General features: G+C 57.4%; 10 protein-coding genes. 5 read left to right on the forward strand and 5 right to left on the reverse strand.

Annotated elements, in window-relative coordinates; genetic code table 11:
• Positions 1-5 precede the first annotated feature (5 nt).
• The 3 genes from HY962_04150 to HY962_04160 all read right to left on the reverse strand — a co-directional run bounded on the left by HY962_04150 (position 6) and on the right by HY962_04160 (position 9,421).
• Positions 6-2,570, reverse strand: coding sequence for a hypothetical protein (locus HY962_04150; protein ID MBI5646101.1), 2,565 nt, complete (start codon positions 2,568-2,570; stop codon positions 6-8).
• Positions 2,571-2,638: 68 nt separating this feature from the next.
• Entirely contained in the window at positions 2,639-6,841 is a 4,203-nt protein-coding gene (locus tag HY962_04155; GenBank protein MBI5646102.1) for a VWA domain-containing protein, read from the reverse strand.
• Between the two features lie 255 nt (positions 6,842-7,096).
• Positions 7,097-9,421: a T9SS type A sorting domain-containing protein gene (locus HY962_04160; GenBank protein MBI5646103.1), complete on the reverse strand. Its 2,325-nt coding sequence runs from the start codon at positions 9,419-9,421 to the stop codon at positions 7,097-7,099.
• A 139-nt stretch (positions 9,422-9,560) separates the two neighbouring features.
• Here HY962_04160 and lepA point away from each other — a divergent pair, with 139 nt between their 5' ends.
• The 5 genes from lepA to HY962_04185 all read left to right on the forward strand — a co-directional run bounded on the left by lepA (position 9,561) and on the right by HY962_04185 (position 15,854).
• Positions 9,561-11,360, forward strand: a complete 1,800-nt coding sequence (gene lepA, locus HY962_04165; protein MBI5646104.1) for an elongation factor 4 — start codon at positions 9,561-9,563, stop codon at positions 11,358-11,360.
• A 67-nt stretch (positions 11,361-11,427) separates the two neighbouring features.
• Complete coding sequence (lepB, locus tag HY962_04170; protein MBI5646105.1) at positions 11,428-12,366, forward strand: signal peptidase I; 939 nt, start codon at positions 11,428-11,430, stop codon at positions 12,364-12,366.
• 251 nt (positions 12,367-12,617) lie between these two features.
• Positions 12,618-13,541 carry a signal peptidase I gene (lepB, locus tag HY962_04175; GenBank protein ID MBI5646106.1) on the forward strand — a complete coding sequence of 308 codons (924 nt, stop codon included), beginning with the start codon at positions 12,618-12,620 and terminating at the stop codon, positions 13,539-13,541.
• A 3-nt stretch (positions 13,542-13,544) separates the two neighbouring features.
• A complete protein-coding gene (hemW, locus tag HY962_04180) occupies positions 13,545-14,735 on the forward strand; it encodes a radical SAM family heme chaperone HemW (GenBank protein MBI5646107.1) in 1,191 nt (396 codons plus the stop codon).
• A gap of 141 nt (positions 14,736-14,876) precedes the next feature.
• Positions 14,877-15,854, forward strand: a complete 978-nt coding sequence (locus HY962_04185; GenBank protein MBI5646108.1) for a magnesium transporter — start codon at positions 14,877-14,879, stop codon at positions 15,852-15,854.
• A gap of 43 nt (positions 15,855-15,897) precedes the next feature.
• Here the strand turns inward: HY962_04185 and HY962_04190 are convergent, their stop codons facing one another.
• Positions 15,898-17,085, reverse strand: coding sequence for a DNA adenine methylase (locus HY962_04190; GenBank protein ID MBI5646109.1), 1,188 nt, complete (start codon positions 17,083-17,085; stop codon positions 15,898-15,900).
• Positions 16,980-18,332 (reverse strand): serine hydrolase, encoded by a 1,353-nt coding sequence (locus tag HY962_04195; GenBank protein MBI5646110.1) that lies wholly within the window; start codon positions 18,330-18,332, stop codon positions 16,980-16,982. Before HY962_04195 ends, HY962_04190 begins: the two co-directional genes overlap by 106 nt.
• Positions 18,333-18,461 lie beyond the last annotated feature (129 nt).

Consider the following 18,461-nt stretch of genomic DNA (forward strand, 5'->3'; position numbering starts at 1 on the left):
TCCGTTCAGCGTATTAGCGTCACAGCCGAGGTGGTGGTCCGTCCCGCAGCCGTTGCGAGGATGTAGTAGCGTCCCGCACGGAGGAGGCCTGCAGGTACGGTGAACCTGTGCGTGCCTGCATGAAAAATCGCATCGGCGACCCGATAAACTTCGCGGCCAAGCGCATCGACAACAACAAGACGCAGATGCGCCTGTTCCCGCAGGTCCGCATGCACGCTGAGCGCACCGGATGTCGGATTCGGCGAGGCATTGAGCAGTACATACCGGTCGCTTGCATTCAAAGGCGGAAGACAATCACCGCTCAGCACGGCCGCTCCGTCGAAATACCGCACGATCACTCCGCCGCGGTTCACGGCGCTGGTGACTGTATCAAACGAGAGTGGTGTCACAACCGCACGCAGCGCGTCGTCGAGCGCTCCGAACACGACGCGGAAGCGCGCATGCATCAGGATCCCCTCGCCCGCGAGCACGCTCGTATCACTGCGAGCCGAGATATCGATGCGGCCCGGCCTGGAATCAGAGAAAAAGGTCCAGTTCTCCAGCATATCGCCCGTTCTCTCGATGTCGAGCAATTCAAGGTATGCCGGATTATACCGCACGGCACAGTCGATATGCTGAATCTGCTTTCCGTCGGCGTTGTCGATCTCGATCGGAATCCGGAGTTCGCGATTGTACTGCGCGAGATTATTGGACGGAATGCTGAGCACGGTGACGGGTGGAATTCCGACAATAAATATCCAGTCCTCACACAACGTGGATACCGCACCTACATGGAATTCGACACGAATCGTGTCGAGCCGGCCATCTCGCCGGACAGCGGGATCGAGACGCCAGTGCAGCGTCCTTTCACCGCCGGTTTCCAAAACATCTCCAAGCGACCGCACGGCGGAATCACCCGCGGCGAGTCCCATGCCCGAAGGCAGGAGCAATGAAACGCGGACGCCGCGCGCGGCAATTGATCCTGTATTGCGCACGACTGCACTGAGCGTGAGTGAATCGTACTGCAGTGTGCCGATGTTGTAATGCAAGGTGTCGGCAGGGGTGCTCGACATGGAACAGACTAACGCGGGAAGCAACGACGCCGCGATGCGCAGTTGACACGAGGTTATTCGTTCCGGAATTTCCACCCCTGAAACGCGGAAGAGAATCGTGCTCCGCCGATCCTGCGGCACGGCGCGCGGGGCAAGCATCCACGATACTTCCGCAAAACCATTCGGCAGCAAGCGTACCGCCACGAGACGACGCACGGGTGCGCCGCCGCGGATGTCGATGTCGGGATCGGCGATGACGATCTCGGCCCAAACGGAATCAACGGCCTCCGTTCCCGGATTCGAAATTTGCAGACGCACCTCGGTTTGCGACGGTTGATATATGCCTGTGGATGCATCGATCCCGATGGTATCAGGCAGCAGCAGGCATGACGCGCGCATGTCGGAGCTGCGCACAGGCGGCAAAGTTATCGTGTCGCAGCATTGGGCATTGTGCGCAAAGACGTCGTAGACCGTGGTGCACAGGACACCCGTGTCGGGACGTGTCACCGGCAGGGCGCGTATCCGCCAGGTGGTCTGCCGTATGCTTCCGGCGGGCATATTGCCAAGCGTGTGTTCGTTTTGCTCGAGAGAGTCGAGGCGGTAGTTCGAAGGCAGGGTGATCGCTGCTCGTACATCCTTCGCAAAGCCGTCGCCGCTGTTGTGCACTGTCACCGCCCATTCGAACGGATTCGGCGTGTAAACGCCACGGTCGAAAACGATGTGTGGCGAGGAATCGCAATGCAACTCAAACGCCGCGTCGCGTAAAGCGGGGATGGTGACCGGCGTCTCGCATATTGTATCGATGATGCGATCGCCAAGACCACCATACCCCTGTACCTTGAAACGAAGCCCCACGGTCGTATCACTGGTTCTTGGTACGATACGGAGACGGAAGATTCGGTCCGCTACAGCTCCGGGCTGCAGTGTACCAATGTCGACGATCGCGTCCTGTCCGTCGGCGGGCGCAAGGCCCGGCGTCGCGACATACAGCAAGCGAGTGTCTTTTGATGGGGCATCACCTCGGTTTTCGATGCGGAGAGGAACAACAAGCGGGGCCGGTACATACGTGTTGAGCGTATCGACAAAGGAGATTCGCAACGCGGTGTCGGACGGGCAGAGCAGCACGTTCTCCGGCTTGTATTCCTTCTCGACCCATATCACGAGGAGACATTCGCCCCGCATTCCGGATTTACCGGAGAGGCTCATGATAACCGTGTCTTCGCCACTTACGGCACGCGGTTGCACGATGAGATGAAATCGCGCGCGTGCAGAATCGCCGGGAAGTAACGAGTCCGCGAGAAGGAGCACCGGTGGTGAGATGACCGTGAAACGGGGATTCGATCGAGGAAAGGCAACGAGCGAATCAATGCGTGTACCGGCTGGATTGTGAACAACAACCTCGATCTCGAAATCCGGAGGCACGTACGCGTTGTAGCGGACCTTGTCAAAAAACACGGAATCGGGACCCGTCACGCCACAGACGGGCTGAGAGATCAATTGATGGAATCCGGCCGCATAGAACAGGAAAAACAGACACACCCGGGCTGCGCGCGTGTTCTTCCCACGAGCACGTCCGCGGGAAGAAGGCGTGGGCCTGGACCTACGGCTCATCGCCGTATCATTTTTCTGATCTCGATGCGGTTCGCCGTCTCCATGCGGCAGAGGTACAGGCCCGGTTCGAGACCGGCGGCATCGTATTGGACGGTGTGTGTCCCGGCGGAGGACGGGCCTTGTGCGAGCACTGCGAGTTCGCGGCCCAAGCGATCGTAGACCGCAAGACGCACGTCCATTCCACGCGCGAGACTGTACGAGATCGTGGTCATATGTGTGAACGGATTCGGCGCATTCTGTTCAAGCGTGAACCCGTCCGAGGCCTTGAGCGGTTCGAGACAGTCGTCGGTCACAATGACGCTCCCGTCTGTGGCGGATGCTTCTATCTCGCCGGAATTCATGCCGAGCGTGGCAGTATCCACATGCAGCATGGATTGAGCGAAGCCGCCCGGGCCGCCAATGCCACGATACGCGCCCTCAACCTGAAGCGTTAAAAGGAGCCCAGCTTCCGCATGCAGAGCCATGGTCGTGGAGTAATCTGATATCCGCACGCGATTGTCTGAAACCTTGTACATGACCGGGCCAACCCATCCGCGCCCGGTGAGTGTACCAATACTTGTGATTTGCAGGATCGACAGCACGGCGGGATCATACACAAGCTCGAAGCTGTACGACGAAAGGCCAATGCCCACTGTGCGATCGACGTACACAGGGATCTGCCGCTTCTCGCCATATCGCAGCACTTGATCGCGCGGCATGAGTATGGCGAGACGGCGCGGAGCACCCTGAACAAACATCGTATCGGAACAGGAGGCGTCGCTCGCGTTGGAAGCCCGGGCCAGGAAGTGGAAACTGCGAGTTGCATCCGCATTCTGCCTGACCGGCTGGAGTACCCATCGCGCAAGACCGCTTTGTCCCGGTTCGAGAAGTGATGGCGCGGCTGCCTTCTGGGATGTTTCTCCCGCCGCAAGCATCGTGCCCGGGGGCACAATGATCGCCACAACAACATTGTTCGCACGTATGTCACCAGTGTTTGTCACACGCGCGGAGACGGAAAAGAAATTCGGATCGTAATCTCCGATATTCCAATTAAACAGCAGCGAATCCTCCGGCTCGGAGGCACAATCGACGGCCAGCACCGGGGATTTCGTGAGCGGAACAAAAACCGTCCGTTCGCACGCGAGAGGAACATGATTGGCGGCTGAAACGGATGCGCGCAGCGGTATCTCACCCGGTGTCACACGTCGCAAGGCACGGACAAACCATTCGGCCCGCGCCTGCGAGCCGGCGGCGATGTCGCCGAGGTATATCTCGGCTTCGCCTTCCACAGACATCGACGGCGCGAGTGCTGCGAGTGTGGCGCGCACGTTCTCGGCAAGTCCGGTGCCGCTGTTCCTGACGGTGAGAACGAAAAGGAAGGGATTTCCCGCGTACTCACCCGTGGTTTCGTCGATGAACACGGTGTCGACTGTCACGCAAGTTGCGGACAGGCGCGGGGGGGCGACGCGTGGAATAAACACCTCGCTGCAGCAGTCTCCGCTTATGCCCGCATCGTCGAGAATCCGTGCACAAATGCGCGCATGTGTGTCGTCGTTTCGTCGAAGTGGCGTGATACGCCACGAGAGATCGACACTTTCATTCGGTCGCAGTTCCACGATGAACCGATCCGCAGTTTCACCGGAGGCGAGCTGCACGGAACCCGGAAGCTCTGGTGTGATACGAAGCCCGCGGCCCGACGCGGTGCCCCTATTCGTAATGCGCATCGTGAAGAGGAACGGATCCGGGGTGTAGGTGTTGCTTTCGTAACGGAGCGAATCAGGCGCATCACAGTGCAGCCCGTACGAGGGTGCGCGCATCTCGGGAACATAGATTGGAAGCCGGCATTCGGCGAGCGCGATCTTCCGGCCGAGTCCACCTTTGCCAAGAACCTGGAAGACAAGAGTGTCCCAACCGGCGACGGCGCGTGGAAGCGCGCGGATCATCCATTGTTCGATGCGCCGGTCGCCAACCTTCATCGTCCCTGCAGGTCGAAGATTGGTTCCCACCGGCGTGAAACGCGGCGGACCGACAAAGAGGATCTGACATTCCTCCGCGAAGGTCTCTCCAACATTCACTGCAGTCGTGGTTACTGGAAAGGGATTCGGAGTGTAATCACCCGCGAGTTCGGAGAATTCGAGTTCATTGTCCGGCGTTGTGCAACCGAGTGTGAAAACGGGCCAGCGCAGACGCTGCACCCACACGGGTTTCTCGCACCAAACCGGATCGGTGTCATTCCCCTGCACATGCGCGCGGAGCGTGTCGTATCCATCGGTGTCCCGCGGATGCATCCGTACACGATATGTACCCGAGGCCTGCTGCAGAGGCGGCAGTACGTCCGCCATCACGAGGCGGGCATCGGACTGTATCGTAAAACGTGTGTCCTGCAACAACTGTCCCACAACCTGCTTTGTTTGACCCGTTCCGCTGTTTGTCGCCGTGAGAGTCACATCGAATTCCTCGGGCTCGTAAAACTGCTCGCGGAAATAGATGGTATCGGGGGCATTCAGAGCACAGGTGATCGAGGAGGCCTGCGCCGGATTGACGTACAGGGTCCGGCAGCATTCGATTTGCTCGTGATTGTCGGAGGTCACCGTGAAGCACAATCGAATCGAGTCCTCCTTTTCTAGCTTCTCGACACGAAGATCCCAACTCGCGGCACCTTCCGCGCCAGCGTTGACGATGCCTGTTTGAACGGATTGAATCGGCACTGTCGGCGAGGACAGTTGCGCCTTTGTGGAAGAAATGGAAATCCGCGCCTTTACGTTGCGGGCTTCGCGCGTGCCGCTGTTGGCAACGCGCACAGTTGCGGTGACGGGATTCGGCACATACTCCTTGCGGTCGTCGTCCCAGACAATCCGCTCCGGAATATCCACCGAGCAGGCCAAGAGCGGCTCACGCGGTGTCACGGTCAACAATCCGTCGCTTGTGCGCGGTATCAGACAGTAGGCATACATGTTCCAATTGCTGATATGGACGTACGTGTCGCCGAGATACGCGACATCCCCCGCACGAAAACGCAGGAACAGCAAAGGACCTGTGCCGGAAATCAGTTTCTTCTCACGTAGATAGATGGTATGTCCCGATCCGACGTCTGCAATGGATGTGGGTACTCCATCCAACAGGGTCCCGACAGTGGAGACACCCACAAGGTTTGCGATCGAACGATTGTATTGAATCGTGAAATCACATGCACTAAAAACGCCCTCGACGGGAGTATCGAGTATCAATGGAATCTCGACTTCACGGGTGCCCATCACACTGGCCCGACCGAGGTGCACCTGAATGTTCGAAAATTTCGAACGGTCGAGAGGCGCCTGATAGGTGCGCGTTTGCGTGACTGTGCCGCCGCAGTAGTTTTTCAGCGTCAGCTCCACGGTTCGCATCATTCCATCGGGACACGTGGATTCGTAGGAGAGAACACACTCTCTGTAAGACTCCGTGATCTGTGTTCTGATCGAACGGAATATGGCGTTTAAATCTCCGTCGACAGGCGAGTAGTAGTAATCGCCGCCCGTGTTCTCCGCAAGCTGCTGCAGAGACGTTTCAGCACCAGATCCCTGAATGATTCCGTACCCGATTGTAAAGACCCGGACATGTTCGGTCAGTGCATGAGTGATAACATCGGAGAAGGTGTGCCTTTTGCTGCTGTTCTCTCCTCCGTCCGTAAACAGCACAACCGCCCGGCAACGGTTCCTCGCGGAGGATGCAAGTTGTGTGATACCTTCATACGCTGCATCCCAGAGCGCCGTGGACCCGGAGGCGGCAAATCCGTCGATCGCGTTTTTCAGCGACCATTTATCCGTGGTCATGGGTACATCCACGGTCACTTCGGTGTTGAACGAAACGAGCGACGCCTCGTCACACGGTGTCTGCATCAAATCGACAAACGTCTTGGCCGCCGTTTTCAGTCGTGCGAGTTTCGGGACGGGACGGTCGAGCATACTGCCTGTCCTGTCGAGCACCATCGTGGTCGATACGCAGCAGGAGTCGTCAGGCGGACACAACAGACGAGCATCCTTGACCAGGATGCCGTTCTCACGCACTTCGAAGTGCTGCGATTGCATGTCGCGCTTGAAGGCCCCGGCGCAGGTCACCTTGAACGCCAGCGTGATCTCGGGATAGCGCACCTCCACACGCTTGAAATTCAGCGTCGGCTGTGCAGCCCCCGCGAGCGGGAGAAGGAATGTCAGTACCACGAAAAACTTGTACCGAATCGCCATTCAGAATTCCTGCTACTGAAAGAGATGACTCGAGTGTATCGAATCGCGGAATGTACGATTTGAAACATCCATCCGAAACTCAATTCCACCGAACTCACATATGGGCGTGCAGTCTGAAAAACTCCTGTGCAATACTGTCTTCGTACGGCCTTGCCGGCCGGTCGAACGGAGGATGAAAACATACGTGGGAGCTTGTACGGATGCCGCACAATTGGACGCTATCACACGCAGGTTACCAACACCGAATTTCACATGCTAGGGGGAAACGACCAATCGATGCGAGAATTGCACGAGACCGGTGCGTATCACCAACGTATAAATGCCGGGTTTGACGCCGGGCAAATCCATCTCGACGGCGGTTCCGTGAAGCGTTCCGGTCGCGACACACCGCCCGAGCATGTCATGGATGGAAACACGGGCGTCATTCACGTTCGGTACACCCTGGAGGTTGAGATGGAGCACGACCTCATCGCTTCGCCGCACGGGATTCGGATACAGTTCAACTGTCATTACATTTTCCTGCGGAGGTGCCGTCACACGTGTAGTCCGGGGCAGATCATAGACCAGCACACGCGCATCCTGCTCGTACCCAAGAATGAGAGCCCGTCTGTACACGTCGAGACGGACAACATCAGGATGCGTCGCAGCTTCGTCGAGATGGAATCGAATGGCGTCGCGAAATAACGGATCCCCGGCCTGTGTATCACTTCGAAGCAATTCCATCGACTGCTCACCGTATTGAACCGCCCAACTGAATTCGTCGCATCCAAGCTGGAGAATTGGGCCATCCACACGAAGTGAATCGATGGTGCCTGAATCAATATTGATCACGTATGGGCCTACAACGAGTTCATTCGCGTTTCGTCCCGTTCTAAGACACTCATGCGCAAATGGCGCTATCCTCGACCAGTCGAAACCGGTAAGATCCATGCTGCGCTGTACTCCGCTTCGGTCGGTCCGATACATGCCGAGCGTCCGGCTCCGCAACGCCAGCACACCGAATCGCAGGCCATCAGAAGTGAATGCGGCTTGAAGTGCTCCGGCTCCGTCTTCGCCAGTGAATCTGTACCATGAGATTCGTTCGGTCCGCAGAACGCGGCGTGCCGCTGTTTGAACGAGCACCATGCTCGCCTGTTCAGGCAGCGTGAGCAAGGCAAAACCGTTGGGATTTATCGCCAACGACGGGAGTGCGTTGGTGCGGTTCTCGAATACGTTTGATAACAGAAGCGTGTCCGCGGCGATAAACAGCGTGGAATCGACAAAACGCAGCGTGTTCTGGAAATGATTCAGCAGGATGACCTCGTGCGTCGCTGGGTCACGGATCAGACGAACAGGCCACGGTCCGGCACGCATCACGTTCACCGCGTCGGAACGAGTCTCGAATAACGTCACGGTGTATCCCGACCCGAGAGCATTTGCCACGTACAGAGTACGGCCGTCGCCCGAAAGCAGAACATCTTCGAGACTGTGACCCATGGACAATGTTCTGCGCAGCGAAAGATCGCCCGCATAGAGCACATCTATGGTCGAGGATCCCGGATTCAGCACCGCGATTTCCCGCGTTGCGGGATAATAGACGAGGCGCTGCGCATCGAGTCCGAGCACCACGGAATCAAGCGAGTTTAGAACGAAATTCCATCGGTACACTTTTCCGAAACGGCCATGAAGCCCCTGCTCGTCCACCGCCGCGATGCGGAAGAACCAGAAGCTGTTGAATTGCGGGACAGCGACCGCATCGCCGATGTCGCCCGAGATACGCACCTCGCCGGCCGGACGGCCGAAGGCATCCATAAACCGCATGCGGCCTCCGCCATACAGCGCGGAGCGTTGTGTGCCCGGATCCACGACGACCCGGTCGAAAACATCCTCCGTCTCGTATTCGGTGTCCCTCACACGTTCCAGCGTCACCGTCGAGACGACCAGCATTCGCGTGACACGGTCGACCGGCGCGCGTTGCGCGATATACAGGCGTTGGTGCACGCTGTCCACCGCGATGCCGGCCGTTTCGAAACCCGCGTCAATCGAGTCGACCGGAAGTAATGAACTCCCATCCAGAACAAGGATATGCCGGCGTCCCATCGATACAAAAAGCCGGTCGACATCCGGATCGGTTGCCACGGCCATGAACGCACCAGCACCCGCATCAAAACGCACCTGGAAACGTGCTTGCGGATCCTGCGGATGTATCACGTACATGCGCTCTGGCCTGTCGGCTATTGGTTGTGCCACCGCTAACAGCGCTCCGGATCGTGGATTCACATGCAGGAGCCGAAGGGTTCCCCGCAGCGAATCGGGTGCGGCGAGTGTCAGAAACCGCCGTCTGCCTCCATATATTTCAAACGTGGCGATGGGATTGTATCCCCTCGCCGAGGCATACACCAAACCGCGCCGTGTATCCAACACCATCGAGGTCGGGGCGAGTATGTTTGGCGCGCCGGCGAGCAGACGTTCGGTCAGGTTGAATATTCGCGGACGAAGATTCTGCCCCGGCGCTTCGCTTGAAAAGCCCCAGAGGCAGGCACACGCGAGAATCGCCGCGCGCAGGGCAAGCTGCCGTAGTGGTGGACCTCCTAGTTTCATCCGCGCAACATGAACACCGGCGAGGAACCGATCAAGGGGAAGAGTGACACCCCCGGGCAGGAGAAGCACACCTGCATTGGACCACTCCCCGTTTCTCGGTATATTTACTGTCTTAATTCCGGAGAAGCGCTACCCCCGCATGCAATACGTCCGCAACTTCTGCATCATAGCCCATATTGATCACGGCAAGTCCACTTTAGCGGACCGCCTGCTCGAGGCAACGGGCACGATCACAAAACGCGATCTTGTTGTCAATCAGGTACTCGACGACATGGATCTCGAGCAGGAGCGCGGCATCACCATCAAGCTGCATGCGATCCAGATGAAATACATGCACACCGACGGGAATGAGTACACGCTGAACCTCATCGACACACCGGGGCATGTGGATTTCGCCTACGAAGTTTCCCGTTCTCTGAACGCATGCGAGGGTGCCATCCTCGTCGTCGACGCAACACAGGGCGTTGAAGCGCAGACAATCAGCAACCTGTACCTTGCCATCGAGGCCGGACTCGAGATCATCCCTGTCGTAAACAAGGTGGATCTCGCGAGCGCCATGGTCGACACCGTCAGCCAGGGTATCGTGGATTTGATCGGCTGCTCGAAGGACGACATCATTCCCGCCAGTGCCAAATCGGGTATTGGTATCGAAGAGATCCTCAGTGCCGTCGTAGACCGCGTGCCGCCGCCGAAAGGTGATGCCGAAGCGCCGCTGCAGGCGCTGATTTTCGACTCAGTCTTCGATCCCTACCGTGGTGCCATTGTGTACATGCGTGTAGTGCAGGGCACGATCCGCGAAGGCGACCGCATCCGATTCATGTATAACGGCAAGGAATTCGAGGCCGAGGAAGTGGGCGTCCTTCTGATGAAGAAAAAACGTACCGGCTCGCTCTCAGCCGGAGACGTGGGATACCTCATCGCAGGGGTGAAGGACGTTGCGGACACGAATGTGGGCGACACGATCACTCACGCAAAAAAACCGGCCCTTGAACCGCTGCCCGGCTACAAGGAAGTGAAGCCGATGGTTTTCAGCGGAATCTATCCGACGGTGAGCGAAGAGTACGAGGAGCTGCGCGACGCGCTGGCCAAACTGCGGCTCAACGATTCATCCATCATGTATGAGCCCGAGACGAGCGCCGCGTTGGGTTTCGGCTTCCGCTGCGGTTTTCTCGGTTTGCTGCACATGGAGATTGTGCAGGAGCGGCTGGAGCGCGAGTTCAACCAGACGATCATCAACACGGTTCCCAACGTCGAGTACATCGTGGTGCTTGCCAGCACACTCGAACGTGTTGTCATCGACAATCCGACGCTCCTGCCGGACGGCGGCAAGATCGATCATGTCGAGGAACCGTTTATCACCGCGCAGATCATCACACCCACCGAGTACCTCGGCAACATCATGAAGCTGTGCATGGACAGGCGCGGCGTGTATCTCAACACGACGTACATCGATCCCACCCGCGCCGATGTGCATTACGAGCTGCCCCTCTCCGAAATCATTTTCGATTTCTACGACAAACTGAAATCCGTGTCGCGCGGATATGCCTCTCTCGACTACGAGTTCAAGGAGTACCGCGAATCGGATCTGGTGAAGCTCGACATCCTTCTGAACGGCGAGCCGGTCGATGCTCTCTCGAGCATTGTACACAGGACAAAATCCTACGATTGGGGACGCCGCTACTGCTCGAAGCTCAAGGAGCTGATCCCGCGCCAGATGTTCGAGGTTGTGATTCAGGCGGCGATAGGCAACAAGGTGATCGCGCGCGATGTGGTCAAACCGATGCGCAAGAATGTGACAGCCAAATGTTACGGCGGCGACATCACCCGCAAACGCAAGCTGCTCGAAAAGCAGAAGGAAGGGAAGCGGCGCATGAAACAGGTCGGCAGCGTCGAAATTCCGCAGGAGGCCTTCCTCGCGGTCTTGTCGATGGAGCAATAATCCGCCCCCAGGGAACAAGACGCGCCTCCATCCGTCCAATTATCTCGTTCTCAACAACAGGCAGCCCATGCTGAAACTCAAGGATTCGAAGGCCGCACCGTCGAAGGACAAAAAACCGGCCGCGCCTCCTCTGCCGCTCGGAAAGCGCGTGTGGGAGTTTTTTAAAAGCATCTTTGTGGCCCTCGCGGCTGTCATTGTGCTGAATAGTTTCGTGGTGCAGTCGTTCCAGGTTCCGACGGGATCGATGGAAAACACGGTCATGGCAGGCGAACTTCTGTTCGTCAACAAATTCCTCTATGGCGGATCCTCGCCGCAGGCCGTGCCCCTGCTCGGTTTGTTGGCCGGCAAGGAAGTGGAAATTCCCTGGTTCCGTGTACCGGGATTTCGCGACCCCGAGCGCGGCGATGTCATCGTCTTCATCTTTCCCGGCTATCGTGATGATGCAAAGGCGAGGGAATTCCAGTATTACCTGAAGCGCTGTGTCGCGGTGTCGCACGACACCATACAGGTGGTCGACAAGCGCCTCCTCATCAACGGGAAACCGTTCGACAATCCGATCGGTGTACACTACACGCAGGGGGTTCTTCCGAAAGAGTTTGTGGACGGCGATATTTTCCCGGTCGGAAAACCGTGGAACCGTGACAATTACGGTCCCATCGTCGTGCCGGGCGAGGGTGATGTGATTCAGCTCACACCCGAAAATATCGGCGAGTGGAATACCTTCATCCGCCGTGAGGGACACGAAGTCAGCGTGTCCGGTGGTATGATCACCATCGACGGGAAACCGGCAACATCCTACACTGTCGAAAGGGACTACGTCTTCGGCATGGGAGACAATCGTGATGATTCCCTCGACAGCCGATTCTGGGGATTCATCCCGAAGGAACACGTGATCGGAACACCAATGATCGTGTACATGTCATGGTCGCCGGATATCCCGCTCTTCAATCTCTTCAAGAAACTCGGATCGATCCGCTTCGGGCGTATTGGAAAAATTATCGGATGACATGTGAATCGTCAGACCGCATGCAACAAAAGGGCCGGAAACCGGCCCTTTTGTATTGACCCGTGTTTGCGTTGTATTCCTCTTCCGCTGTATGATACACCCCTGCCGTGAGCGACGTAAACGACCATATTGACGACGGTTTCGAGATGCCGGCGAAGGACAGCCCTGCGGGTGCAGAGTCCCCCGCCGTGCCAGCTTCTACATCCACGCCGGTCCTGTCAGATCAACCGGAACGAGTGGCTCCACCACCCATGACGGCTGCGGACGCGCCCGAAGCGGATCCAAAAACCGTCGAGCATGACGAGGAAACTCCGCCACGGCGTAGTCGGACAAAAGAATACTTGCGCATACTCATGTATGCATTCTTCTGCGCGCTGCTCATCAAAGTGTTTTTTGTCGAGGCCTTCGGTATCCCGACACCGTCGATGGAGGGCACGCTGCTCGTAGGTGACTATCTCTTTGTCAACAAATTCGCGTACGGTTTGAATTCGCCCCGCACCGTGCCCCTCACCAGCATCCGCCTCCCGCATACGACACTGCTGCCGGGTTACACCGAGCCGGCCCGCGGCGACGTCATCGTTTTTGAATACACAGGCGGCGCGGCAGCGGTAGACCAGCCCAATGCGGTGCATTATGTGAAGCGATGTGTCGCTGTGCCCGGAGACACCCTTGAGATCGCGGGGAAACGGGTGTATGTAAACGGCATCGTGCAGCAGCCGCCCGCAACGGCCCTCTTCGCTGGATACGCTCTGAAGAAGGGTGAAACCGAGGAAGGTATTTTTCCTCGTGGCCTCCCGTATAACAGGGATTGGTGGGGTCCGGTCGTAGTCCCATACAAGGGTATGCGCATCGAGCTCACCCTTGCGAATGTGGATCAGTGGAGACTGTTCATCGAGCGCGAAGGACACTCGATCCGCTTCACCACCGACGGGCGCATTGAAATCGATGGAAGCAACAGCGCGCTTTACCGTGTCGAAAACGATTATTTCGCGGTGCTGGGCGACAATCGCGACAACAGCGAGGACAGCCGCTCGTGGGGATATGTGCCGCGTAAGAACATCATCGGCAAGGCGATGTTTATCTATTGGTCCTGGGACTCGACCATTCCGCTCTCGCAGCCTTTCGACCTGCTCGGATCCGTGCGCTGGAGCCGCATTTTTTCCGGCGTCCTGTAGCCGATGCCTGCGTTATATGTCCATGTGCCCTTCTGTGAAAAGAAGTGCGTCTATTGTGATTTCTATTCGATAGAAACGGAAACACGATACGACGACTTCGTCGCACTCCTCGTCCGCGAAATCGAATTGCGCGCGGCATGGGAGAGGCAACAGCATCCGGGTGCAACGGGCGACGCCGCGGCACACATTGGGGCCGCAAGGCAGGATACACTCTCGGCCTCTCACTGCACATCGATTTTTTTCGGGGGTGGCACACCCTCGCTGTTATCGCCGCAGCAACTCGGATCCATACTCGCGGCACTCCGAAGTCACTTTCCCGTGACGCACGATGCCGAAATCACGGTTGAATGTAATCCCGGTACTGTGGCGAACGACAAGCTCGCGGGGTATCGCGCGCTCGGCGTCAACCGGCTCAGCTTCGGGGTGCAATCTTTCCATGATGATGATCTTCGTTTTCTGAGCCGCATCCATACGGCGCGCGAGGCGGAGGATGGTATTGCGCTGGCGCATGCGGCGGGCTTCGAGAACGTGAACCTCGATCTCATGTTTTCTCTGCCCGGCCAAACGCCCGAACGGTGGATGTACAACCTCGAGCGTGCTCGCGCGCTCGGCACCACACACCTGTCGTGTTATTCGCTGACCGTTGAAAGGGGAACGCCGTTGGCAGGAATGGTTGATCGCGGCGAAGTACAGGTCGCGGGCGAAGAGAGTGATGCGATGCTCTTCGAGATAACGATGGACACGCTCGGGGCTTGGGGCTTCAGACACTACGAGGTGTCGAATTACGCCTTGCCGGGGTATGAGTGCCTGCACAATCTCGCCTACTGGCGTCATGATCAATATTATGGATTCGGGCCTTCAGCCCACGGTGCATTGCGGGATCGCAGGGAATGGAATGCGCGGAGCCTCGCGGCCTGGAGTGAAGCACTGCGGCGCGGGACACTGCCGGTCGCGGGCGGAGAGCATCTCGATGCGTCGATCCTGCGCAGCGAATATGTGTACTTGCGTCTGCGCAGTGAGGGCATCGACCTGGCTGAATTTCACATGCGTTTCGGTTGCGATTTTCTTGCCGACAATTCTCCGGCGGCACAGCGTCTGCTTGATGAAGGCCTGCTGCAAATCATTGATGGACGGATCTCTCTCACGCGCAAGGGATTTCTCGTTTGTGACGAAATATCCGCATCCGTCGGATAAGGCGGTCAGGAATAAAGCATCGGCGTTCAATCACCCGGGATCTCGATAGAATCTGGGTGGTGTTATCTTCCAATGATTCCCTTTCTCGAGGCGCAATTCCAAATGCGGACGCCTCGCCCGATCATATAATCTGCAAACACGATGAACGCCGCCGATCTCCATCAATCCATCCTCGATGTGGCGCGCACAGACGCAGCCACCCTCCGTTCGGACCTGACCATTCGCCAGGCGCTCGATGAAGTACGCGAGCATGGCATCGGTGAGAAGATCATCTACTTCTACGTGCTGGACGTGGATGGCATTCTCAGGGGCGTGCTCCCGACGCGCCGGCTACTGACCGCGGCGCTCGATCAACGGGTGTCGGACGTTATGATCCCGCGTGTGATCACCTTGCCCGCGCACGCAACGGTGTTGGATGCATGTGAGGCCTTCGTCATGAATAAATTCCTCGCGTTGCCCGTGGTGGATGATCACAACCGCATCGTGGGAGTTGTTGATGTGGGCCTGCTCAGCGAGGAAGCGTTCGACCTGGCGGAACGCGAACAAATGGACGCCATCTTTGAAACCATCGGATTCAATGTCTCACAAGTACGTGATGCGTCCGTCCTGCGCGGATTCCGTTTTCGCTTTCCCTGGCTGCTCGCCACAATTGCAAGCGGCACTATCTGTGCAGTGTTGGTTGGCGCATTCGAAGCCACACTCGCGCAGAGTTTGGTGCTGGCGTTTTTTATGACCTTGGTACTCGGACTCGGAGAGAGTGTCAGCATACAATCCATGACCGTCACGATTCAGGCGTTGCGGTCTGTGAAACCGTCGATACGCTGGTATATGCGCGCGCTCAGGCGTGAGCTGGGAACCGCATTGATTCTGGGACTCGTGTGTGGTGTGACAGTTGGAGGTATCGTCCTTGTATGGCGCGGGGATATTCCCGCTGCAGCAGGTATCGGTTCGAGCGTGCTGATTGCGTTGACTGCGGCATGCTTCTTCGGTCTCACCATACCCACGGTGCTGCACGCCATGCGCCTCGATCCCAAAATTGCAGCCGGTCCACTGACACTTGCCCTCGCCGACGTCTGCACCATCGTTGCCTATTTTGCAGTCGCCTCGATGATTTTGTAGGATGGTGCGTCCACGACAGCTTCGACGATCGAAGGGATGGGTCTCATCGTTTGAGAAGAAAGAGATACTCCGTGTGTGGCTGCGACAAGCCGCGTGCCCAGTCACCGGTCCACGTCATGGCTGACATAACATGCCGATGATGTTCAATACGGCGGACTTCATGCAGCGTGCCCGCATGTGAGATAAGTTCGAACAGCTCTTCTGCTGAAGCGCGTCCGCCCGAGCTGTACGACAGAAGCACCCAGGGCGCCCGCGTGGTTTGTAACACACGACCGATGGCTTCGACCGCGGAATACCGGCCCGCTTCATCACGACGGAAGCTCTCAAATACGGACGATGATCCTGTGTCGCGCGTATCGCCACGACGAGCCGCCGCACCGAACAAGGGCGGTTTGTCGTGGAGGCACACCGTGGTCCAGAGATGATAATACGCCGCGTATCGCACACGCGACGGCGGCATTTTCTCGTTGTTCGAGCCATACGGCGGATCGTAATACGCGATGTCCACTTCGGACCTGGGAGCCACTTCGAAAATGTCGCACTGATGAACCCGATGCTCCTCCCTCTGCGTGAAAATGGCGGGTTCATGGAGGACGAGGTCTCCGTACGATCGAGGAGACCATTCCCTGAGGTACGATACAAAATGTCCGAGCGTGTTGTCCACTCTATCGAGTGCAAGCATGAGGCTTGTCAGCGCGACTGCTTTCTCCACATAGTCCAGTTGTAATCGTTCTATTTCGTTTCGGATGCCGTCGAGACGGCGTGTGTTTTTTTTCTGCCAGGGTTTCTTTTTCTCTGCATCCTCATTCTCGGGGTCACCACCATAGTGTTCTGTGAACCACCCGTCCTCCGGCGGAATGGCATTAAGGTGAGCGAGCAGCTCCGTGTATGCGCCCGGCTCTCGTTTGTTGAGCAGATAACATGTCCCGAATATTCTCGACCATTCGGCAATATCGTTGGCTTCAACGCGGTAGCCGGTTTTTGCAAATGCCTGCGCGACACGTGTCGATCCCGAAAATCCATCGAGTACAGATCGCGCTCCTGTTTTGCCGGCAAGTGCGAGGATATGGGGGATCAGCAGCCGTTTTGATCCGGCATATTTTACGCCTTCAGTGGAAATACTGCTCACCTGACTATCACGCGCGCGGTATAGGTACCGTGTGCCCCGATAGCTCTCAGCAGATAAAATCCGGGTCTCACAGCCGATAGGTCGATAATTCCATCCGCGCATTCATGGTATTGTATTCTGCCTGCTGCATCGATAAGCACGGCGCGTCTAAACGTCTCACTTCCACGGTGCATGTGGACAAGGCCGCGAGCTGGATTTGGATACAATCCCAGTGTTGGATCCGAGGAAGCAGGAACGCACATGCCGGTGGCGGTACCGCGGATCAGCGCGGCGAGAAGCTGCTGCGCTACCAGCGGAGCTGCGGCGGGCAGATCGTTCGTGAGCACACAAATGACGGCACGCAGTGTTGTATCATAAAACATCTGCGATGTGTAGCCACGGATGCTTCCCCCATGTGCGAAGATGGTGCGTTGCCCCAACTGTTTCTCCGCGATACCAAAACCGTATCGACCGGAGCCCACAAACGTGGTCATCTCTCGAAGAGATGCATCGGTGAGTGCGCCCCCCAGGAACAACGCCTGATACCACTGCGCCATTTCACTGGAATTTGAATACATCGCTCCGGCACACCACGCGGCGCTGAGCAGCGAATTGCGGGGAGTGGACGAGATATCCGTCCCGTTCGTCCACGGCCGGGCGATGGTACCCGCAACAGTGTCGTCCACAGGAAAAAAAGTGCTGTCGAGCGAAAGCGGCGAGAGGATGTACTCATGGAGCAGTGTATGAAAAGGACGTCCCGCAACCTTCTCTGCTATCATCCCTGCGAGGATATAGTTCGTATTTGAGTATTCCCACGAAGTGCCGGCCGCAAAATGCGGGGGACCAACCCATCGCAGAACCTCTTCCCGCGTAAACACGCGATCTGGATTCGCGAGAATGGTATCGGGATACCCGGGCACGTTGTTAACATCGGCGAGGCCGCTTGTGTGATTCAGCAGTTGACGAAGCGTGATGGTGGTATCGATGTTCCTATACCGAGGCAACCATGTATGGAGAGAATCATCCACATCGAGCAGTCCTCGTTCCTGCAGCTTCAGCACAACAGCAGCGGTGAACAGTTTGCTGTTGCTCCCAATGCCGAATTGCATGTCCGAAGTGATGGCGCGTCCGTCATGCGACTCCCCGCTGCATCCCTGCCACATTGCACGCCCGTTCATGAGAACACTCGCACTTATTCCGTGAATCCCCTGCGCTGCACGCACGCTGTCGAGCACGGCCTGAAGGCGTTGCGCCAGAAAAGCATCGCCGCTCTGCGCGCGCAGATCCGCGGTGATCACGCCAACAAGAACAACACATATCGCCGGCATCAACAGGAGGACGCGTGAGAGGGCACCGCCTCGATGCTTCATTGTGTCGGGACTTTTATGATTGATGCAGTGAACATGCTCGGCCGGGCTTCGAGTCGGTATGGCATGTGTGTCTTCAGACGCCATGGATGATGTACTCACCTTCTGCGAAAATATACGGATTGTTCCTTC

Source organism: Ignavibacteriota bacterium (assembly GCA_016218045.1).
In the GTDB taxonomy this organism is placed as follows: Bacteria; Bacteroidota; Ignavibacteria; order SZUA-365; family SZUA-365; genus JACRFB01.

What these genes read in the sequence shown, in the direction of transcription:
- HY962_04155 (MBI5646102.1), bottom strand. Translation starts at nt 6,841, where the DNA reads ATGGCGATTCGGTACAAGTTTTTCGTGGTACTGACATTCCTTCTCCCG.
- HY962_04160 (MBI5646103.1), bottom strand. Translation starts at nt 9,421, where the DNA reads ATGAAACTAGGAGGTCCACCACTACGGCAGCTTGCCCTGCGCGCGGCG.
- lepA (MBI5646104.1), top strand. Translation starts at nt 9,561, where the DNA reads ATGCAATACGTCCGCAACTTCTGCATCATAGCCCATATTGATCACGGC.
- lepB (MBI5646105.1), top strand. Translation starts at nt 11,428, where the DNA reads ATGCTGAAACTCAAGGATTCGAAGGCCGCACCGTCGAAGGACAAAAAA.
- lepB (MBI5646106.1), top strand. Translation starts at nt 12,618, where the DNA reads ATGACGGCTGCGGACGCGCCCGAAGCGGATCCAAAAACCGTCGAGCAT.
- hemW (MBI5646107.1), top strand. Translation starts at nt 13,545, where the DNA reads ATGCCTGCGTTATATGTCCATGTGCCCTTCTGTGAAAAGAAGTGCGTC.
- HY962_04185 (MBI5646108.1), top strand. Translation starts at nt 14,877, where the DNA reads ATGAACGCCGCCGATCTCCATCAATCCATCCTCGATGTGGCGCGCACA.
- HY962_04190 (MBI5646109.1), bottom strand. Translation starts at nt 17,085, where the DNA reads ATGCGCGGATGGAATTATCGACCTATCGGCTGTGAGACCCGGATTTTA.
- HY962_04195 (MBI5646110.1), bottom strand. Translation starts at nt 18,332, where the DNA reads ATGAAGCATCGAGGCGGTGCCCTCTCACGCGTCCTCCTGTTGATGCCG.